Origin of the sequence: Priestia flexa NBRC 15715, assembly GCF_001591565.1 — a bacterium.
In the GTDB taxonomy this organism is placed as follows: domain Bacteria; phylum Bacillota; class Bacilli; order Bacillales; family Bacillaceae_H; genus Priestia; species Priestia flexa.
Window position 1 is genome coordinate 1 of sequence record NZ_BCVD01000003.1, and the last position, 20,065, is coordinate 20,065.

General features: G+C 38.7%; 18 protein-coding genes. 4 read left to right on the top strand and 14 right to left on the bottom strand.

The genetic code is table 11. The features are described 5' to 3' along the window. Nucleotides 1-20: 20 nt before the first annotated feature. The 8 genes from BFL01S_RS01035 to BFL01S_RS01070 all read right to left on the bottom strand — a co-directional run bounded on the left by BFL01S_RS01035 (nucleotide 21) and on the right by BFL01S_RS01070 (nucleotide 10,421). A complete protein-coding gene (locus BFL01S_RS01035) occupies nucleotides 21-1,289 on the bottom strand; it encodes a dihydrolipoamide acetyltransferase family protein (RefSeq protein ID WP_061784653.1) in 1,269 nt (422 codons plus the stop codon). 14 nt (nucleotides 1,290-1,303) lie between these two features. After that, on the bottom strand, nucleotides 1,304-2,287 hold the full coding sequence (locus BFL01S_RS01040) for an alpha-ketoacid dehydrogenase subunit beta (protein ID WP_061784654.1): 984 nt from the start codon (nucleotides 2,285-2,287) through the stop codon (nucleotides 1,304-1,306). A gap of 13 nt (nucleotides 2,288-2,300) precedes the next feature. Beyond that, nucleotides 2,301-3,293 carry a thiamine pyrophosphate-dependent dehydrogenase E1 component subunit alpha gene (locus tag BFL01S_RS01045; protein WP_061784655.1) on the bottom strand — a complete coding sequence of 331 codons (993 nt, stop codon included), beginning with the start codon at nucleotides 3,291-3,293 and terminating at the stop codon, nucleotides 2,301-2,303. A 21-nt stretch (nucleotides 3,294-3,314) separates the two neighbouring features. Beyond that, a complete protein-coding gene (lpdA, locus tag BFL01S_RS01050) occupies nucleotides 3,315-4,736 on the bottom strand; it encodes a dihydrolipoyl dehydrogenase (protein WP_061784656.1) in 1,422 nt (473 codons plus the stop codon). 20 nt (nucleotides 4,737-4,756) lie between these two features. Then, complete coding sequence (gene buk / locus BFL01S_RS01055; RefSeq protein ID WP_035320423.1) at nucleotides 4,757-5,857, bottom strand: butyrate kinase; 1,101 nt, start codon at nucleotides 5,855-5,857, stop codon at nucleotides 4,757-4,759. 240 nt (nucleotides 5,858-6,097) lie between these two features. Beyond that, nucleotides 6,098-7,198, bottom strand: coding sequence for a branched-chain amino acid dehydrogenase (gene bcd / locus BFL01S_RS01060; RefSeq protein ID WP_061784657.1), 1,101 nt, complete (start codon nucleotides 7,196-7,198; stop codon nucleotides 6,098-6,100). Nucleotides 7,199-7,213: 15 nt separating this feature from the next. Further along, nucleotides 7,214-8,122 (bottom strand): phosphate butyryltransferase, encoded by a 909-nt coding sequence (gene yqiS / locus BFL01S_RS01065; protein ID WP_061784658.1) that lies wholly within the window; start codon nucleotides 8,120-8,122, stop codon nucleotides 7,214-7,216. 229 nt (nucleotides 8,123-8,351) lie between these two features. Next, on the bottom strand, nucleotides 8,352-10,421 hold the full coding sequence (locus tag BFL01S_RS01070) for a sigma 54-interacting transcriptional regulator (protein WP_025909231.1): 2,070 nt from the start codon (nucleotides 10,419-10,421) through the stop codon (nucleotides 8,352-8,354). A 145-nt stretch (nucleotides 10,422-10,566) separates the two neighbouring features. Here BFL01S_RS01070 and BFL01S_RS01075 point away from each other — a divergent pair, with 145 nt between their 5' ends. Next, complete coding sequence (locus tag BFL01S_RS01075; protein ID WP_061784659.1) at nucleotides 10,567-10,827, top strand: DUF2627 domain-containing protein; 261 nt, start codon at nucleotides 10,567-10,569, stop codon at nucleotides 10,825-10,827. Nucleotides 10,828-10,841: 14 nt separating this feature from the next. Here BFL01S_RS01075 and BFL01S_RS01080 read toward each other — a convergent pair whose 3' ends face one another. Beyond that, nucleotides 10,842-11,570, bottom strand: a complete 729-nt coding sequence (locus BFL01S_RS01080) for a glycerophosphodiester phosphodiesterase (RefSeq protein ID WP_025909233.1) — start codon at nucleotides 11,568-11,570, stop codon at nucleotides 10,842-10,844. Nucleotides 11,571-11,671: 101 nt separating this feature from the next. Here BFL01S_RS01080 and BFL01S_RS19780 point away from each other — a divergent pair, with 101 nt between their 5' ends. The 3 genes from BFL01S_RS19780 (at nucleotide 11,672) to BFL01S_RS01090 (ending at nucleotide 14,636) form a co-directional block, all read left to right on the top strand. Further along, nucleotides 11,672-11,815: a YycC family protein gene (locus BFL01S_RS19780; protein WP_064484024.1), complete on the top strand. Its 144-nt coding sequence runs from the start codon at nucleotides 11,672-11,674 to the stop codon at nucleotides 11,813-11,815. Nucleotides 11,816-12,073: 258 nt separating this feature from the next. Then, nucleotides 12,074-13,015: an L-lactate dehydrogenase gene (locus BFL01S_RS01085; protein ID WP_061784660.1), complete on the top strand. Its 942-nt coding sequence runs from the start codon at nucleotides 12,074-12,076 to the stop codon at nucleotides 13,013-13,015. Between the two features lie 49 nt (nucleotides 13,016-13,064). After that, nucleotides 13,065-14,636 carry an L-lactate permease gene (locus tag BFL01S_RS01090; protein ID WP_061784661.1) on the top strand — a complete coding sequence of 524 codons (1,572 nt, stop codon included), beginning with the start codon at nucleotides 13,065-13,067 and terminating at the stop codon, nucleotides 14,634-14,636. A 33-nt stretch (nucleotides 14,637-14,669) separates the two neighbouring features. Here BFL01S_RS01090 and BFL01S_RS01095 read toward each other — a convergent pair whose 3' ends face one another. The 5 genes from BFL01S_RS01095 to ahrC form a co-directional block, all read right to left on the bottom strand. Next, a complete protein-coding gene (locus BFL01S_RS01095) occupies nucleotides 14,670-14,918 on the bottom strand; it encodes a DUF2798 domain-containing protein (protein WP_235859188.1) in 249 nt (82 codons plus the stop codon). Between the two features lie 396 nt (nucleotides 14,919-15,314). Continuing rightward, nucleotides 15,315-16,106 carry a sporulation transcription factor Spo0A gene (gene spo0A / locus BFL01S_RS01100; protein WP_025911485.1) on the bottom strand — a complete coding sequence of 264 codons (792 nt, stop codon included), beginning with the start codon at nucleotides 16,104-16,106 and terminating at the stop codon, nucleotides 15,315-15,317. A gap of 225 nt (nucleotides 16,107-16,331) precedes the next feature. Beyond that, on the bottom strand, nucleotides 16,332-17,609 hold the full coding sequence (spoIVB, locus tag BFL01S_RS01105) for a SpoIVB peptidase (RefSeq protein ID WP_061784663.1): 1,278 nt from the start codon (nucleotides 17,607-17,609) through the stop codon (nucleotides 16,332-16,334). Nucleotides 17,610-17,795: 186 nt separating this feature from the next. Then, the gene (gene recN, locus BFL01S_RS01110) at nucleotides 17,796-19,514 is read right to left on the bottom strand and encodes a DNA repair protein RecN (RefSeq protein WP_025911489.1); all 1,719 of its coding nucleotides are present in this window, start codon (nucleotides 19,512-19,514) and stop codon (nucleotides 17,796-17,798) included. Between the two features lie 16 nt (nucleotides 19,515-19,530). Next, nucleotides 19,531-19,980 (bottom strand): transcriptional regulator AhrC/ArgR, encoded by a 450-nt coding sequence (ahrC, locus tag BFL01S_RS01115; protein WP_025911491.1) that lies wholly within the window; start codon nucleotides 19,978-19,980, stop codon nucleotides 19,531-19,533. Nucleotides 19,981-20,065 lie beyond the last annotated feature (85 nt).

Genomic DNA, 20,065 nt, shown 5'->3' on the forward strand with positions numbered 1-20,065 from the left:
TGTCTCAGTCTCTTTCACTTTTAGTAAATAGATGTATGTTCCTTGGACATCGATTCTAAAATTTCTTTAATGCGTTTTAAGAATCGACCACATACGAGTCCATCAAGCACACGGTGGTCAAGAGATAAGCATAGATTGACCATATCTCGAATGGCAATCATATTATTAATAACAACCGGACGCTTAACAATAGATTCCACCTGTAAAATTGCTGCTTGTGGATAATTAATGATTCCCATCGATTGAACGGAACCAAATGATCCCGTGTTATTAACAGTAAACGTTCCACCCTGCATGTCTGCCGCTTTTAATGAACCTGCTCGTACTTTTTGCGCTAATTCATTAATTTCGCGTGCAATTCCTTTAATTGTTTTTTCATCGGCATTTTTTATGACAGGTACAAACAATGCATCTTCTGTTGCAACAGCAATAGAAATATTAATGTCTTTCTTTTGAATAATTTCATCGCCTGCCCACATTGAATTGATTTCTGGGAATTCTGTTAAGGCTTGTGCAATCGCTTTGACAAAGAAAGCAAAGTACGTTAAGTTAAATCCTTCTTTTTGTTTAAATTCCGTTTTAATAGAATCACGATATGCTACGAGGCTTGTTACATCCACTTCAACCATTGTCCATGCATGAGGAATTTCGTGCTTGCTTCGTAACATGTTGCTGGCAATCGCTTTACGTACACCAGATACAGGAATGGCTTTATCACCAGAAGCCGTTGGAATAGGTTCCGACCTTTTCATCTCTGCTTTTGGTGAAGGCGCTGCTGATGAAGCCGGTGCTGTTTTTGGCGCCTCCTGATGAACAGCTGAATCCCTTTGCGGACCTTTTTCAATTGCAGCCAGTACGTCTTTTCTTGTAATTCGACCACCTCCACCTGACCCTGTAAGTGTTTCAAGGTTAATTCCATGTTCTTGGGATAAACGCAGAACGGCTGGTGAATAGCGCTTTTTATTAGAGTGGTCAGCTGTATCTGGTAAAGAAACTTTTTCATTCGTTTCTTTTGGCGCATTTTGAGCTGTATCTGCTGAAGAAGCTCCTTCTACTTCAATCAAACACAGCGTTTCTCCAACTGGCAGCGTCTCGTCTTCAGCTGCAATAATTTCTTTAATCACACCCGTAAATGAAGATGGCACTTCTGCATTCACTTTATCGGTCATCACTTCTGCTAATGGATCATATTTATTAACCTGGTCTCCCACAGCTACTAGCCATTTGCTAATCGTGCCTTCCGTTACGCTTTCTCCAAGCTGAGGCATTTTGATTTTTTCAATTGCCACTGGAAACAACTCCTTTAAAATTCAGCTAATTCTCTCATTGCTTTTTCTACTTTATCTGGATTTACCATAAAATACTTCTCCATCGTTGGAGCATATGGCATAGCTGGAATATCTGGCCCAGCCAAACGTTGAATCGGTGCATCCAAATCAAATAAACAATGTTCTGCAATAATAGCCGCTACTTCACTCATGATGCTTCCTTCTTTGTTATCTTCTGTTACAAGAAGCACCTTACCTGTTTTAGATGCAGCTTCAATAATCGCTTCTTTATCTAATGGATAAACTGTTCGTAAATCTAATACATGAGCTGAAACTCCATCAGCCGCAAGTTTTTCAGCTGCTTGGAGTGCAAAATGGACGCAAAGACCATATGTAATAACAGTAATATCATCACCTTCGCGCTTCACATCTGCTTTTCCGATTGGAAGTACATAATCATCTTCTGGCACTTCACCTTTAATTAAGCGATACGCGCGCTTATGTTCAAAGAATAGCACTGGGTCATCATCGCGGATGGCTGCTTTTAATAACCCCTTCACATCATAAGGCGTAGATGGCATCACGATTTTTAAACCTGGCTGATTGGCAAACAACGCTTCAACTGATTGCGAATGATAAAGAGCACCGTGCACGCCTCCACCGTAAGGCGCACGAATTGTAATTGGACAGTTCCAATCATTGTTCGAGCGATAGCGAATTTTTGCAGCCTCTGAAACGATTTGGTTCACAGCAGGCATGATAAAATCAGCAAACTGCATTTCAGCAATTGGGCGCATTCCGTACATTGCTGCTCCAATTCCAACTCCAGCAATCGCTGATTCTGCCAGCGGTGTATCAATTACGCGCTCTTCGCCAAACTGCTCATATAAGCCGTTCGTTGCCTTGAATACGCCGCCTTTTCTTCCCACATCTTCTCCTAACACAAATACACGTGGGTCTCTCTCCATTTCTTCACGCATAGCCATTGTTACGGCATCGATATATGACATTACTGGCATTTTAGTTTCCTCCTCACTCACCGTATACGTATTTTAAAGCTGATTCTGGGTCTGCATATGCAGCATTTTCTGCATAGTCTGTTGCTTCATTCACAATTTTCATGATTTCTTCAAGCATTTCAGCTTCTTTCGCATCTGTTAGAGTCCCAGTTTCTTTTAAATACGCACCAAAGCGAATAATTGGATCATTTTTCTTCGCTTCTGAAATTTCGTCTGCTTCGCGATAAGCGCGATCATCATCATCACTTGAGTGAGCAGTCAAGCGGCTAGAAACCGTTTCAATAAGCGTTGGTCCTTCACCTTTTACTGCTCTTTCTCTTGCTTCTTTTACAACTTTATACACTTCTAAAGGATCATTTCCGTCTACTGTGTATCCAGGCATACCATAGCCAATTGCACGGTCTGATACCTTTTCACAACCAAGTTGCTTTTCTACCGGCACCGAAATGGCATACTTATTGTTTTCACACATGAAAATAACCGGTAATTTGTGAACGCCTGCAAAATTAGCACCTTCGTGAAAATCACCTTGGTTTGATGAACCTTCACCGAACGTTACAAATGTCACCAACTCTTTTTTCTCCATTTTCCCGGCCAAAGCAATTCCAACGGCATGAGGAACCTGCGTTGTCACCGGAGAAGACCCTGTTACAATGCGCTTCTCTTTATAGCCGAAGTGACCAGGCATTTGACGACCACCTGAGTTTGGATCTTCCGCTTTTGCAAATCCTGATAGCATTAAATCACGAGCCGTCATCCCAAATGCAAGGACTACTCCCATGTCTCGGTAATACGGCAACGCGTAGTCTTTCTCACGGTTTAACGCAAATGCTGCACCGACTTGCGCTGCCTCTTGTCCTTGACACGAAATAACAAAAGGTACCTTCCCAGCACGATTTAATAACCACATACGCTCGTCAATTTTACGAGCCAGAAGCATTGTACGATACATTTCAACTACTTGTTCATCTGTTAAACCTAGTGCTTCATGACGATTTTCTGTCATCAGTTATAACCTCCTTAATAATTAAAAATGAATGGCTTTTCCATCAACAGCAAGGGCTGCTTCACCGATTGCTTCGGATAAGCTTGGGTGTGGATGAATAGTATGAGCAACTTCCCATGGCGTCGCATCTAACACTTTTGCAAGACCTGCTTCTGAAATCATGTCTGTTACGTGAGGACCAATCATGTGAACTCCTAGTAGGTCATTTGTTTCATCGTCTTTAATAACTTTCACAAATCCTTCTGCTTCACCATATACAAGTGCTTTACCGATTGCTTTAAACGGCATTTTGCCAACTTTCACAGCATGACCTTTTTCTTTTGCTTCTTGTTCTGTTAAACCCACGCTTGCCACTTCTGGGCTACTATATACGCACTTTGAAATATTTTCATATTGAATTGGGAGCGGCTTTTTATCTCCTATATGTTCGACTGCTACAATTCCTTCACGAGAAGCCACGTGAGCCAGCTGAAGACCACCAATGACGTCACCAATTGCATAGATATGCGACTCTTTTGTTTGATAAAATTCATTTGTTTTAATAAAACCGCTCTCAACAACAATGTCTGTGTTTTCTAATCCAATGCCTTCAACGTTGGCTTGTCTTCCAACAGATACAAGCATCTTTTCAGCTTCGTATGTACTTGTTTCACCATTCACTTCAGCTTTCACTTTGACACTTTTATCTACTTCAACGGTATCCGCTAACACTTTAGCAGAAGTAACTACCTTAATTCCTTTTCGCTGTAGCTGTTTTTTCATTTCAGTTGATATATCGTGATCTTCGGTTGGTAGAATACGATCACTGTATTCAATAATCGTTACCTCAACTCCAAAGTCAGCAAGCATTGAAGCCCATTCAACACCGATTACACCGCCACCAACAATCATAATAGATTGAGGAAGATTTTTCATTTGTAATGCTTCATCCGATGTAATGATAAACTCACCGTCAATCGTTAGCCCTGGTAATGTTCTTGGGCGCGAGCCTGTTGAAATGATTACGTTATTTGGTATAAGCATTTCATTTTCTTCACCGCTCTTTAGCTCAACTGAAATGGTTCCTGGCATCGGTGAAAAGATGGATGGCCCTAATATACGGCCAAAGCCTTCATACACATCAATTTTGCCTTTTTTCATCAGTCCTTTGACGCCGTTATACAGCTGTGTAACAACCAAATCTTTTCGCTCTTGTACACGCTCATAATCGAGTTTTACATCAGATGCTAAAACGCCAAAAGAGTCTGCTTTTTTTGCTGTTTGATACACTTCTGCACTTCGTAATAAAGCTTTGCTTGGGATACAACCTGCATGAAGGCATGTACCACCCAGCTTTTCTTTTTCTACAATTGCAACACTTAGGCCAAGCTGGGAAGCACGAATTGCCGCTACGTATCCGCCGGTGCCTCCCCCTAGAACTACTACATCATATTCCCTTGCCATATATTGTCACACCTTTCCTTTTAAAGTGTAGAAGAGTGAATATGCTCACCAGGATATTGCTTCGCTTTCTCTTCTTGTTTTAAGACGCGCAGTGCTCCTTCAGCCAGTGCTTGAAGTTCGTTTTCTCCTGGAAACACCGTAACATCTGCAATCCACTTTACGCGTTCAATAATTAAACTCACGAACATTTTTGAATAAGCAATTCCACCTGTTAAAATAATTGCATCGACTTTCCCCGCTAACACAGCACTTGCTGCACCAATCTCCTTTGCAATCTGGTAAGCCATCGCTTCATACACTAATTTTGCTTTTTTATTTCCATGTTCAATAAGCTTTTCAACTTTTTGAACATCAGACGTCCCTAAATACCCAACTAATCCACCTTTACCAACAAGCATCTTCATAATATCTTCGCGATAATACTCACCCGAAAAGCATAAGCGGACAAGTTCTCCTACCGGAACGCTTCCCGCTCTCTCTGGACTAAAAGGACCGTCACCGTGTAAACCGTTATTCACGTCAATAACTCTTCCATAGTTATGAACACCAACAGTAATACCGCCACCCATATGCGTCACAATTAAATTCAACTCTTCGTACTTTTTATCGAGCTGAGCTGCAACTTTACGGGCTACAGCTTTTTGATTTAATGCATGAAAAATACTTTTACGCGCCATATGCGGGCTGCCTGACACCCTTGCCACATCTAATAGTTCATCAACAACCACAGGGTCAACAATAAATGATGAAATATTCAAGCCAGAACCAATTTCATACGCTAAGATTCCACCAAGGTTTGATGCATGATGACCTGCATATCCTTCTTTTAAATCTTTAAGCATTAACTCATTCACTTCATACGTACCACCTTCAATCGGACGCAATAATCCCCCACGTCCGCAGACGGCATTAAGCTTTGATAAATTAATCCCTTCTTCATCAAGCGCTTCTAAAATGGATTTTTTTCGAAATTCATATTGATTATAAATGGTTTCAAATACACTCAGTTCTTTTGCTTCATAGCGAATCGTGCGATCAAAAATCATTTGGTCATTGTGGAATACACCGATTTTCGTTGATGTCGATCCTGGATTAATGGTGAGTATTCGATAATCTTGCATAATTAACCAGAGCCTCCTAGCTGTATAAAGTTTAACTTCCATCAGTGAAAATTTTCTTCATCTCCACTGGTGATTAGTTAAACTTATCGGACCTTTACAGACAGCTGATTTCCCACTTCTTTTCTTTCTGGCCTCATCATCTTAAAAGGAAGGATTACTGTCCGTTAAGAGTGGGATAAAATATTGTTTACTTAAATGAAGCTAGGGAGCATATTCCTACAAGTCCCTAGCTGTTGACTGTTAGCGAGAGCGTCTACTTAAAAGGTGATGTCCGTTTTGTAAAAATTGACTACGAGAGCGTCTTAGCTTCTCAATACGCTCTTCTGCTAGGCGATCTGCTGCTACATATGTTGGAATTCCGTCTCGCTTTGAAATTTCAATTACTTTTTCAATATTATCATAAATCGTTTCAACCTTTTTCAATGCGCGTTCGCGGTTATAACCAATTAATTCGTCCGCTACGTTAATTACTCCTCCAGCATTGATTACATAATCCGGAGCATAAATGATTCCCATCTCATGAATCATATCGCCATGACGCGCTTCTTTTAGCTGATTGTTTGCTGCTCCAGCAATTACCTTTGCTTTTAATTGTGGAATTGTTTCATCGTTAATTGTTGCGCCTAGTGCACAAGGCGCATAGATATCACATTCTACTCCATAAATATCCTGTGGGTCTACTGCTTTTGCACCGAATTCTTCAACTGCACGCTGTACAGATTCTTTGTTGATGTCTGTCACAATGAGCTGTGCGCCTTCTTCATGAAGATGACGACACAGGTTATATGCAACGTTTCCGATTCCCTGAACTGCGATTATTTTCCCTTCTAAAATATCCGTACCAAAAGCTTCTTTTGCTGCTGCTTTAATCCCGCGATAAACTCCATAAGCCGTAACTGGTGAAGGATTTCCTGATGAACCAAATGCAGGTGAAACTCCTGTTACGTAATCAGTTTCTTGGTATACAAGGTCCATATCTTCAACTGTTGTCCCTACATCTTCAGCCGTAATATAGCGTCCGTTTAGCCCTTGAATATAGCGTCCAAATGCACGGAACATTTCTTCGTTTTTATCCTTCTTAGGATCACCGATAATAACTGTTTTACCGCCTCCCAAGTTAAGCCCTGCTGCTGCGTTCTTGTACGTCATGCCTTTTGCAAGACGCAGCGCATCTTCAATCGCTGCTTCCTCAGACTCATACGTCCACATTCTCGTTCCACCTAAAGCCGGCCCAATTGTTGTATCATGAATTGCAATAATTGCTTTTAACCCCGATTGCTCATCTTGGCAAAAAACTAATTGTTCGTAATCATACTGTTCCATATAGCTAAAAATTTTCATTGTTGTTTCCTCCTATCAATTATGTGTCGCTACGTTGATTGCTAACGCTAACGAATAAAGTTTACTTTCAGCAGAATCTGCTCTTGACGTAAGTACGATTGGCGCTTTCGCTCCGGCAATAACAGCTCCAACCTTTGCTTGTGCAAAATAAATAAGTGATTTATATAAAATGTTTCCTGATTCAATCGTAGGTACTACTAAAATATCAGCTGCTCCAGCAACTTCACTTTGGATTCCTTTTTGCTCAGCAGCTACGTGACTGATGGCATTATCCAAAGCAAGAGGTCCATCGACAACACAGCCTTTTATTTGACCACGCTTGTTCATCTGTGTTAATAATGCAGCATCTGTGGTAGCTTCCATTGCTGGATTGACCACTTCAACAGCTGCGATTGGCGCTACTTTTGGTGTTGTTATCCCCATTGCTTTTGCAACACCAACCGCATTTTCAATAATTTGAACTTTCTCTTGAATACTTGGTGCAATATTCATTGCTGCATCAGTGACAATAATAGGTCTGTCATACCCCGGAACTTCAAAAGCAGCTACGTGTGATAGGACGTTTCCAGTTCGCAAACCGTTCTCTTTATGTAAAACAGCTTTAAGAATGGTTGAAGTTGAGAGGTGACCTTTCATAACAATATGCGCTTCATTCATTGCTACGGCATGCACTGCTTCTTGCGCAGATTGTTGAGGTGAATTAGTATGCACAATCGTAACTTCGCCCGTTTCCAAGCGTTTTTCAGTCTCTCGCTCTAAAATTGATTTAATTTTAGCTTCGTTTCCATATAAAACAAAACGAGCTAGTTGGTGCTCACATGCCTGGTTAACCGCTTCGAGAGTTTCTGCATCCTCAGCAGCAGCAACGGCAACTGTAACCTGTTTATTTGTTACACTTTTACGCATTAACTGTTTAAGTATCATGAAATGCTCGACCTTTCATGTTAGAGTTTGGTAAGAAAGAAGCTAGTAGCTTCACCACTTTTTATATTTGCAAGAACCATGCCAAATGTTGAGAACATTGAAGAATTCCTCGTTTTCTAACAAGTTCCCTTGATTAAGGCTGAAAACAATACGCTTTATTATTTTTTAGGATATACAATCGATTAATGAGCTCATTAAATCACGTGCAACATTTTGCATGTTGTGCATATTATTGCATGCCTATATTTGCAATTCCGTATTTTTCAAGCTTGTAGTAAAGAGCGCGAATTGATATATTTAGACGTTTTGCAGTTTTGGTTTTATTATAATCATGTTCTTTTAAAACGTGCAGTATAACATCTTTTTCATATTGTTCCACTAACATTGAAAGGGTCTCACCGCTTTGTATAGTAAAATCAACAGATGTTGGTTCAGTGTGTTCACTTACATCATTTAGAGTTGGAAGATGTTTTGCAGTAATGATTACCTCACTATAATGCATATAAATAACAGCTCTTCCTAAAATGTTCTCAAGCTCTCTGACGTTTCCTGGCCAGTCATAGTGGACAAGCAATTTTAATGCATCCTCTGATAGACCTTCTACACTTCTGCCATAGTCTTGGTTAATTTTCGTAATTAAGTGTAGCGCCAAGGTCTCGATGTCTTCTTTTCGCTGTCGAAGAGGTGGAATTTGAATTGGAATTTTATTCAATCGATAGTAGAGATCTTGTCTAATTGTTCCGTCGGCAATCCCTTGTTCCAAGTTCACATTCGTTGCCGCAATCACTCGCACGTTTACAGGAATAGAGCTGGTCCCCCCCACTCGTACTAGCTCCTTTTCTTGTAGTACTCGTAATAGTTTTGCTTGCATATGTGCTGATAATTCACCGATTTCATCTAAGAAAATACTTCCGTTATTCGCTTCTTCAAACAACCCGCGCTTGCCACCCCGCTTAGCACCTGAAAACGCTCCTTCTTCATAACCAAAGAGCTCGCTTTCTAAAAGAGATTCCGATAACGCAGCGCAGTTTACGCGTACAAATTTGTTATACTTTCGTTCACTTGCATTATGAATAGCATGGGCAAACAGCTCTTTTCCAGTTCCAGACTCTCCGCGCAGTAAAACTGTTGCAGGCGTTTTAGCTGCTAGTTTTGCTTGTTCAATGGCTAACAAAAATTCTTCAGATTCACCAATAATGTCAGCAAATGAATACTTCGCTTCTAGCGTACGAATAATTTGGCGCGCTCTGTTTAATTCCGTCGTAAGCTGCTGTATCTCTGAGATATCGTGAATAACGCCTACGCTCCCTTTTAACTTACCATCCACGATAACCGGAGCAACGTTTACAACAACATCTTTTTTGTTGGGTCCCACTTTCATGCTGACACCGCGCACAGCTCTTCTTGTTTTTAACACCTGCATGTGCATGCTTTCTCCTTCAGAAATATCTGTGGTTGCCGGCTTCCCAATAATATCTGAGCGCTGAAGTCCCGTGATTTTTGTATAAGCAGGGTTTATTAATAACCCAACACCTTCTTCATCCACAACTGAAATGGCTTCTTCTGATGACTGAATGATTGCTTCAAGCATTGTTTGAATATCCTTTAAATTAGTTACTTCCTCAGCTAAATTCACCACTTCTGTAATATCTTTAAAAACAGAAAACGCTCCAAATAATTCTCCTTTTTCATTAATCATAGGAATGCGTGACGTAATTACTTTATGACTGTTCGTAATGGTAAACTCTTGATTATAATCCGTCCGTTTTGTCAGTAAAGTCGTTGGTAACTCACTCGCTGGAATGGATTCATGAATATGCTTTCCAATGACGTTTTCACTTTTTAAGTTTGTAATTCGTTCAGCACTTTTATTAAAGAGGGTTATTTTTGCCTCTTTATCTACAACAATCATTGCATCATGCGTAGAGTTAAAGATCAGGTTATATTTATCTGATTCATGCGTTAACCGCTCAATTAATTCTTCTTTTTGCTCCATTAAGCTAGCCATCATTTTAGCAACTGATCCTGGAATCAACAGCGTATTACTTTGTTTTTGCTTATGTAATTCCTGAAAGACACGTTCACTTCCAGTCGCATCTACAATCACATCCACACCTTGGTGAAGAAAAGATGACCAGCTTGTGGACACTTTTATCCCTAATTGCTCTGCATACTTCATCGCTGGCGCCTCAGAGTTAACATCTACTACTCCAGCTACCTTTACGCCTTCCGCTTCTTCAATCATCTTTAATACGGCCAACCCACCCGTGTTAGCACCAATAATCAACACAGTTTGCATATTTTTTCACCTTTTTCATTTAAAATGGAAAAATACTCTGCAACTTCTTGCACCACTTTATCATATAAAACTTTAAACAGTCTTGACAATTTTTTTTGCTGTTTTATCATTTAAGTAAGACAAACCAGGAAAGGATTTCCTAACTATGATGAGGATTATTGCATTGCTCATTTTATTAATTCCCGGAGTTTTAGCAGGTTATGGCATTAAATTAATGAGAGATATGGTGTTTGGCATTTTACAGCCGCCTTTTTCATCCTTAATGCTTCAGTTCACTGTAGGGTTGCTATTTTTTGTAATTGGTTTAGGATTTGTAGCAGGTTTTATTCTTCATCGAGATCGAAAGCGTCAAAAGGTTCAACCTCGCTTTCAGCAAAAAAAAGAAGCATCTCTATCAAAAAAATAGAGATGCTTCTTTTTTTACATACGTTTATTAGCAAATTCATTAACCATCTTCTCAGGATAATCAGTGATGATGGATTCACAGCCATATCCGTATAGCTGTTTCGCTAGCTTCACATCATTCACCGTATATGGACGCACAGGGATACGATAGTCTTTGGAAGCAGCTACGTTTACTTGATTAACCGTACGATAATTTGGATGAAGTGCTCTAGCACCAAGGTGTTGAGCATAAATCCAAGGCTCAAACATTGGGTATGAGTATAAAATAGCGGTTTCAATGGTTGAATCAAAAGATGTTACTCTCGCTAAGCTATTATGATTGAATGAAGATATGATGATACGGTCTTTCATTTTATAATAGTAAATAAGGTCCAGTACTTTCATTTCTAAATAAGGATAGTCAAACAAGTTGTTTTTCAATTCAATATTAACAGAAAACTGTTGATTAGAAGCCCAAGCTAGTACTTCTTTTAACGTAGGTATTTGACACGCGCCGTATTTCTTTTTAAATTTATAGCTCGCATCAAGGCTTCTTAATTCTTTATAATTAAAGTCCCTTATATACCCTTTACCATTTGTTGTACGATCAACTTTTTCATCATGAATAACCATGAGCTCATCGTCTTTGGACATATGAACATCAAGCTCAATTCCATCTGCTCCTACTCTGATTGCTTCTTCAAACGAAATCATTGTATTTTCAGGAAACGTCCCTGCTGCTCCTCTGTGACCCATAATACGCATACTTGCTCAATCCCTTCATTATGACTTATGATTAACAAGGTAGTTGCAATTTATCATAATGCTTACACATATATTTTACAAGAGAATAGGAGTTGATATGTATGAGACCATTACAAATCTCACCTGATACGGCTGTCAAACTAGCTGAAAAACTAAACGTTCCTTTAGAACAACTTATGCACATGCCCCAGCATATCCTATTGCAAAAGCTTGCTCAGCTGGATAAAGAAGACGACAAGAGCTAATGATAGATCACTGGTATTATGGAGCGATCCAAGATAAGAAAGGCCTTTTAAGAAGGTCTTTTTTTTATTTAATTAACTTTTAACAAAAATGATATTTTATTATTGCAAAATGAAAAAGTAAGTGTTATTATCTAATTGTGAAATACTTCACAATATCTAATTCGCCGAAATGATTACAAAAAATTAAAGATGATTTGTTTTTTATTTATCTAACTATGTGAAATATTTCACATACTATTTGCTTGAGGAGGCATTCTTATGGAAATGACATTAGGAAACAAAGTTGTGTTAGTAGGTACAGGTGCAGTTGGAGCAAGCTATGCCTATTCATTAATGAACCAAGGTATTTGCGATGAGTTAGTGTTAGTTGACTTAAACGAAGAAAAAGCACGCGGTGATGTAATGGATTTAGCTCACGGTATCGTATATGCTCCAAGCTCTATGCGCATTTCTTTTGGAACGTACGATGATTGCAAAGATGCTGCTATTGTCGTAATTTGTGCAGGAGCAGCTCAAAAGCCAGGAGAAACAAGACTTGACCTTGTTCATAAAAATGTCAAAATCTTTGAACACATCGTGAATGGAGTCATGTCCTCTGGATTTAATGGTATTTTTTTAGTAGCGACAAACCCAGTTGATATCCTTACTTATGCCACATGGAAATTTTCAGGACTTCCAAAGGAACGCGTGATTGGTTCAGGCACCATCCTTGACTCAGCTCGTTTCCGTCATCTCCTCAGTGAAGAGCTTGGCGCAGCTCCAACGAGCGTCCACGGTTATATCATTGGAGAACACGGAGATTCTCAGCTTGCCGTTTGGAGTGGCGCTAACATTTCTGGAACACCAATCGCAGATCAGCTATCATCAGAACGAAAAGAAGAAATTGCTGTTCAAGTACGAAATGCGGCTTATGAAATTATCAAATCCAAAGGTGCTACTTATTATGGTATCGCAATGGGATTAGCTAGAATTACGAGAGCCATCTTGAGAAATGAGCAGGTTGTCCTTCCAGTAGGAGCCTATCTAGACGGAGAATATGGTGAACATGATATTTATGTAGGTGTTCCAAGTATCATTCACCGTGGAGGTGTAAAGAAAGTCTTAGAACTTCCGTTAGATAAGTCCGAACATGAAAAATTCTCAAAATCTATTCAAACGTTAAAAGCAATTCAGCAGCCATTTTTCTCTTTAACAAACTAAGCAGGAAGCGAGGAAGTTCGCTTTCTCGCTTTCTAAAGGAGCCATTCATATGCTTGTTGATACGTATAATCCATTTCAAAACCTTACGCTTTCAGCACTTATTGCAGCTATTCCCATTATCTCATTTTTAATATGTTTGACCCTTTTTAAAATGAAAGGAATTTATGCAGCACTGTTAAACTTGGGTATTACGCTCTTTCTTGTTATTTACTTTTTTGACCTTTCACCTACGCATGCATTGGGCAGCGTTATTCAAGGGTTCGTTCAAGGTATCTGGCCTATTGGCTATATTATTATTATGGCTGTGTGGCTTTATAAAATTGCCGTTGAAACCGGAAAATTTGATGTTTTAAGAGGTAGTATTATTAACATTTCCAGTGATCAGCGACTTCAGCTATTGCTCATCGGCTTTTGCTTTAATGCCTTTTTAGAAGGAGCTGCAGGCTTTGGTGTGCCAATTGCAATTTGCGCCGTACTACTTGTTTCACTCGGTTTTAAGCCACTTCAAGCAGCTATGCTTTGCCTAATCGCGAACGGAGCATCTGGTGCATTTGGCGCCATTGGGATTCCAGTAGCGATTGTTGATACTTTTCAGTTAGAGAACGTAAGTGCCATGGATGTATCGGTGCAAACGGCTTTAACTCTCCCTTTCATTAACTTTACGATTCCTTTTTTACTTATCTTTTTAATTGATGGATGGCGAGGAGTTAAAGAAACGCTCCCTGCTATTTTGGTCACATCTTTTGTTTATACTAGTGCACAAGCCGCTATGACCATCCTAATTGGGCCAGAGCTTGCTGATATTATTCCTGCGCTTTTAGCAATGGGAGCACTTGCTCTTTTCTTACGTAAATGGCAGCCAAAGCGTATTTTCTTGCTAAATGGACAAGCCCCTACTGTGAGAAAATATCCAGTAAAAGAAGTTATTCTTTCTTGGTCACCTTTTTATTTGTTAACAGGATTTGTACTAATCTGGAGCCTTCCTGTTTTCAAATCTCTTTTCCAACCAGGAAACCTGTTATCACCTTTTGTTTTCACTTTTAATGCTCCTGGAACACCTATTGTACTTTCAATTGATTTCATTGGAGCAACAGGAACGGCCATCCTTTTTGCTGCTATAACGACTGTTTTAACAACGAAAAACATTAACCGTTCTCGGAGCATAGCACTTCTAGGAAAGACAATCAAAGAATTTATCATTCCTATTGGGATGATCTGTGCTGTTATCAGCATCGCTAAACTAATGACATATGGTGGCTTAACAATGGCACTTGGGAATGCCGTAGCCGAAGCAGGTCAAATTTTTCCTTTGTTCTCCCCTGTTCTCGGCTGGATTGGTGTTTTTATGACGGGATCTGTTGTGAATAACAACACGCTGTTTGCTCCAATCCAAACAACGGCCGCATCTTTAATTGGAACAAACCCTTCTATGCTAGTTGCTAGCAACACAGCTGGAGGAGTCATGGCAAAGCTCGTATCCCCGCAGTCAATTGCTATTGCAACAGCAGCAGTTGGTCAAACAGGAAAAGAAGCTGAGTTAACCAAGATGACGCTTCGCTACAGCCTCGCTTTACTTTTATTTGTTTGTATTTGGACTTTTATCTTATCCCTTCTTCAATAAAAAGATCCTCGGCTTTTCAAGCCGAGGATCTTTTTACATTTCTTTTCCACTACGATTCAGAGACTCTTCCACAAACTGAATTTTGTTCATTAGTTTATTGATTCCGATTGGAAAGAAATACGAACCAAAAAAAGCACATACAAAAGCTTCAGACCAGATTTTTAACCACGTTGACATAAATGTATCATTGTAACCAAAGTTAATGGATACCAAGGTAAATGAAACAAAACAAGAAATACTTAATGCCATACAAAATGCAAAAATAATACGCTTATATTTCATATGAATCCTCAATTTTAAATGTCACCTTCTTTTTTAACAAATAAATTAAAAGTGGGAGTGGATGTTATGTTACTTATTCAATATGTGAAAACCATAACAAGTATGCATAGCAGTTCGTTCCGCTTATTTACAAATCAACACTTTTACAAGTGTATATGGTATCATCTATACTTATTTTAATAAATTAACTATTTTCAAATCTAACCGTACAGATATTTATCATCTTTATTGTACTTAGTGCCTAAAGTTATGAATAGCTTTTGAAAAAACTAGTACAATAAAAAACATCATTCTTTGTAGGATCAGCGTCCTCGTAAAGAATGATGTTTTTTCATTTATCTAAATATATCTTACTATTCAAGGACACTAATAAGCATTCGTTTACTTCTTCCCCTCTCAAGAAGCTTTATGTTCAAGGCGTAATTTATCCGCAACCATTGCAATAAACTCCGAATTTGTAGGCTTTGCTTTTGTCATGCTGACAGTATAGCCAAATAAAGACGAAATTGAATCAATGTTTCCTCTGCTCCAGGCTACTTCAATTGCGTGGCGAATGGCACGTTCCACACGACTTGCTGTGGTATTATATTTTTTTGCAATATCCGGATAAAGAACCTTTGTAATCGAACCAAGTAATTCAATATCTTTATAAACCATGGAGATCGCTTCACGTAAATATAAGTAACCTTTAATATGGGCAGGCACACCAATTTCATGAATAATGCTTGTAATGCTCGCATCTAAGTTTGCAGGTTTATTATCACGCTGTAAGCGCATTGCTGATGAGGATGAACGGTTTGTAAAAGATGATGCTTGACCACTTACCTGGCGAATATGATTTACTAAGTTTTCCATATCAAATGGCTTTAATATAAAATAAGCAGCACCTAAATCGACTGCCTTTTTCGTCACATCTTCTTGACCAAAAGCGGTTAACATAATTACATTAGGATAGTTTTCTTTTTTCATTTCTTTTAATTGACTCAATACTGCAAGCCCGTCTAAATGAGGCATGATGATATCTAGTACAAGCACGTCCGGGTCTTTATCTTTTAAAATAGACAAACATTCCTGCCCGTTATACGCAACCCCGATTACTTCCATATCACCTTGTTCAGAAATGTAATCCTCAAGCAGTCCAATTAATTCTCTATTATCATCGACTAAACATACTTTAATTTTTTTCAAAGTATCTTCCTCCTCATTCCCTTAACTTATACGCCAGTCCCGCATGTCTCTACTCTTTATTCTAAAGGACAAATTCGACAATGCAACATTATTTCCTTTATTTTTTTATAAAAAAGTCTTTTTTATCATTATCCCATAAATTCCTTTTGTTTTCTGGTTTTTTCGACGTTTTTCTAACAAAAATACGACAGTCTTTTCATAACAAAAAGAGCGAACTATTTATCATTAGCTCGCTCTTTTTGATTCTTTTTTATAAATATTAATGCCCGCTTCATTTAACATCCATTCGATATGAACACCATATCCTGAAGTTGGGTCATTCACAAACACATGAGTAACGGCTCCAATTACTTTGCCATCTTGAATAATTGGACTTCCGCTCATTCCTTGCACAATACCGCCTGTTTTTTCTAATAACTTTTTGTCTGTAATTTTAATGACCATTCCTTTAGTAGCAGGAAACTTTTGCGGAACACTACTAACAACTTCCACATCAAATTCTTCCACTTTATCGTTTTCGACCACCGTTAAGATTTTAGCTGGTCCTTCTTTTACTTGATGAGATAGTGAAATCGGCATCGGCTTATCTAAAATGCCATTTTCCATCGTTTCAGATAGCTTTCCAAAGATACCAAATGGGCTATTTGTTTTAATATTACCGATAATTTCTTTATTTTCTGAGAAACGCGCTAGCTTCTCACCTGGAACACCGTTTTCACCTTTTTCAATTGATGTGACGGTAGAGCGTACGATTTGCCCATCTTCTACAACAATTGGCTTTTTGGTATCCATATCGGAAATTACGTGACCTAACGCTCCATATTTTTTTGATTTGGGATCATAGAAAGTCATCGTACCAATGCCCGCAGCAGAATCTCTAATATATAGACCAATTCGATACGCGTAATCTTCTTTGTCTTTTAAGGGATATAACTTTGTTTGTAATTGTTCTTTTTCTCTCATTACTTGTAATTTTAAAGGCTCTCCAGTTTTTCCTGCTTGCTGAATAAATGGCGTAATATCACTCATTTTTTCAATCGTTTTGCCATTGATTTTTGTAATCATGTCGCCTACTTGGATGCCTGCAATTTCACCAGGAGATTTCTTTCCATCTTTCGTATCAACTTGATGATAACCAACAACCAAAACACCTTTAGAGTTCAACTTGACGCCAATTGATTGGCCTCCAGGAATGACTTTAAAGTCAGATAATACTTGAACATCTACTCTTTTGACCGGTACTCCTGCAAGATGAAGCATCATTTCTTCTTTGCCTACTTCTTTGCCAGCTATGCTAAGCTTAGCATCTTGTTTCATCGTTTCAATAACATCATTACTATGAGTGCTAACTGCTAACGATGTGGAAAATTTTACTTCATCACTTTTAAACAGTTTCATTTGTTTTGGGATAGTAAGGTATTGCTGCACAACAGGGATAAAGCCTACAAAAATAAACGAAACAAGGAGAATTGCACCAATTATATATCTAAGTCGATTGTTCATCTTTTCACTCTCCTCGCTTCCTCGCCTAAATGGCTACACTTTTACTTTTGCCTTCTTATAGCCCATTTATAACCGAAGTTCAAAGAAAAATAAAAAGAACCGCAGGAAAGATTTTTAACCGATGTTTACTACATAAAAAAAGCGCTTTTGGCACATAACAATCCACCAGAAGCGCTTTTTAAATAATTATTGTTTAATTTTTGCTGCTAGACCTAACAGTTCTTGGGCATGCTGCTGCGTTAAATCGGTTATTTCGGCTCCTGCAATCATGCGAGCAATTTCTTTTGTTTTCTCTTCTTCGTTTAACGGTAAAACAGATGTTGTAGTGCGATCATCTTTGATTTGCTTTGAAATAAACAAATGTGTATCCGCCATAGCAGCGACCTGTGGAAGATGCGAAATACAAAGCACCTGGGAATCTACAGAGATGGCGTGAATTTTTTCACCAATGGATTGTGCGACACGACCGCTCACTCCTGTATCTACTTCATCAAAAATAATGGACGTAACACCTTGATGCTTAGAGAAAATACTTTTTAGTGCAAGCATAATACGAGATAACTCTCCACCAGAAGCTACTTTAGCAAGTGGCTTTAGCGGCTCTCCTGGGTTTGTCGAAATATAAAACTCCACTGAATCAATACCATCCTTAGTAAACTTAACAGAACCACCGCTCAGTTCGCTATCAGCTTGGTTTGGCGGTAGCTTTTCAAATACGATATTAAAGATAGTTTTAGCCATATAAAGCTCCTGTAGCTCTTGATGAATACTATCCGTTAATTCCGCAGCTAACTGCTTTCTAACCTCAGAAACATTTTTCGCTTCAACAAGCAAGTCCTCTGCTACGCTCGACAGTTTTTGTTTAATTTTTTCAACATGAGTATCTCGGTTCTCAATTCGATCAATTTCATCTTCAATTTGAGCTGCATACTCTAGAATTTCATCAACGCTTTGACCATATTTACGCTTTAAATGACTAATTTCATTTAGCCGTGATTCAATAAAATTGAGACGCTTTGGATCATACTCTAATAAATCGAGCTGCTGGCGAATACGATAAGACACATCTTCAATTTGATAAAAGCTTGATGATATGACTTCTGAAATTTCGCCATAGGTGTCTTCTAAATTCGAAATTTCTTCTGCATGGTTCATAGCTACACCTAGCCAATCTAGTCCTCTTTGCTCACCATGAAGAGCGTTATATGCATCCGTTAAGGACGTATAAATCTTTTCAAAGTTAGAAATTTTAAGGCGCTCATCCATCAGTTGCTCATCTTCATTTGGTTGAAGGTCGGCTGCTTTTATTTCATCAAGCTGAAATTGAATTAAATCTAAGCGGTGGGCCATTTGCTGTTCGTTTTCTGTTAATTGTTCTAATTGTTTCTTTAGCGTTGTATATGTAGCAAACACTTCTCGATATTCTGATAGTGCTTCTTCAACCTTCTGACCTCCATACTGGTCAAGAAGAATTAGATGTCGATCTTGGTTCATTAAGTCCTGATGCTCATGCTGACCATGAATATCCATCAGTGTTTGACCCACTTCACGTAAAATGCCAAGCGTGACTAGCTTTCCATTAATACGACAAATACTCTTACCATTCATGGTAATATCTCGTCTGAGTACCACCATGCCATCTTCAACTTCAACTCCCACCTGCTTCGCTTTTTCATAGCAAGGGTGCTCGTCTTCAATTAGAAATAACCCTTCGATTTCCGCTCGATTTGTTCCATGCCTTACAAACTCGGATGAACCGCGTCCACCAACAAGCAGATGAATGGCATCAATAATAATTGACTTACCAGCTCCTGTTTCACCTGTTAAAACTGTTAAGCCTTTTTCAAACGATACTGAAAGCTCATCAATGATGGCAAAGTTTTTGATTGATAGTTCTGCTAACAATCTGTTTCACACACCTTTACAACATTTCTAAGAATCGATCCGAAATCTTTTGGGTGTCTTCAGGCGTTCGACAAATAATCAAACACGTATCATCACCACAAATTGTACCTAAAATTTCTTCCCAATCTAAATGATCAATCAATGCTCCAATGGCGTTGGCATTACCCGGCAAGGTCTTCATTACCAGCATATGTCCAGCTGAATCAATTTTCACAAAAGCATCCATTAATGAACGCTTTAGCTTTTGTAAAGGGTTAAAGCGCTGATCTGCAGGGAGACTGTATTTGTAGCGACCATCCATTAACGGAACTTTTACTAAGTGAAGCTCTTTAATGTCGCGAGAGATGGTTGCTTGCGTTACGTTAAATCCTTGATTTTTTAAAATATCTACTAACTCATCTTGCGTTTCAATATCATTGTTTGTAATAATATCACGAATTTTAATATGTCTTTGCCCTTTGTTCATACTGGCACCTCACACTAATATGTATTATCTTATTTCTTATAGTATAGACGAAATGTTATGATTCTCTTCCACATCATGCTGACAT

What these genes read in the sequence shown, in the direction of transcription:
- BFL01S_RS01040 (WP_061784654.1), bottom strand. Translation starts at nt 2,287, where the DNA reads ATGCCAGTAATGTCATATATCGATGCCGTAACAATGGCTATGCGTGAA.
- BFL01S_RS01045 (WP_061784655.1), bottom strand. Translation starts at nt 3,293, where the DNA reads ATGACAGAAAATCGTCATGAAGCACTAGGTTTAACAGATGAACAAGTA.
- lpdA (WP_061784656.1), bottom strand. Translation starts at nt 4,736, where the DNA reads ATGGCAAGGGAATATGATGTAGTAGTTCTAGGGGGAGGCACCGGCGGA.
- buk (WP_035320423.1), bottom strand. Translation starts at nt 5,857, where the DNA reads ATGCAAGATTATCGAATACTCACCATTAATCCAGGATCGACATCAACG.
- bcd (WP_061784657.1), bottom strand. Translation starts at nt 7,198, where the DNA reads ATGAAAATTTTTAGCTATATGGAACAGTATGATTACGAACAATTAGTT.
- yqiS (WP_061784658.1), bottom strand. Translation starts at nt 8,122, where the DNA reads ATGATACTTAAACAGTTAATGCGTAAAAGTGTAACAAATAAACAGGTT.
- BFL01S_RS01070 (WP_025909231.1), bottom strand. Translation starts at nt 10,421, where the DNA reads ATGCAAACTGTGTTGATTATTGGTGCTAACACGGGTGGGTTGGCCGTA.
- BFL01S_RS01075 (WP_061784659.1), top strand. Translation starts at nt 10,567, where the DNA reads ATGATGAGGATTATTGCATTGCTCATTTTATTAATTCCCGGAGTTTTA.
- BFL01S_RS01080 (WP_025909233.1), bottom strand. Translation starts at nt 11,570, where the DNA reads ATGCGTATTATGGGTCACAGAGGAGCAGCAGGGACGTTTCCTGAAAAT.
- BFL01S_RS19780 (WP_064484024.1), top strand. Translation starts at nt 11,672, where the DNA reads ATGAGACCATTACAAATCTCACCTGATACGGCTGTCAAACTAGCTGAA.
- BFL01S_RS01085 (WP_061784660.1), top strand. Translation starts at nt 12,074, where the DNA reads ATGGAAATGACATTAGGAAACAAAGTTGTGTTAGTAGGTACAGGTGCA.
- BFL01S_RS01090 (WP_061784661.1), top strand. Translation starts at nt 13,065, where the DNA reads ATGCTTGTTGATACGTATAATCCATTTCAAAACCTTACGCTTTCAGCA.
- BFL01S_RS01095 (WP_235859188.1), bottom strand. Translation starts at nt 14,918, where the DNA reads ATGAAATATAAGCGTATTATTTTTGCATTTTGTATGGCATTAAGTATT.
- spoIVB (WP_061784663.1), bottom strand. Translation starts at nt 17,609, where the DNA reads ATGAACAATCGACTTAGATATATAATTGGTGCAATTCTCCTTGTTTCG.
- ahrC (WP_025911491.1), bottom strand. Translation starts at nt 19,980, where the DNA reads ATGAACAAAGGGCAAAGACATATTAAAATTCGTGATATTATTACAAAC.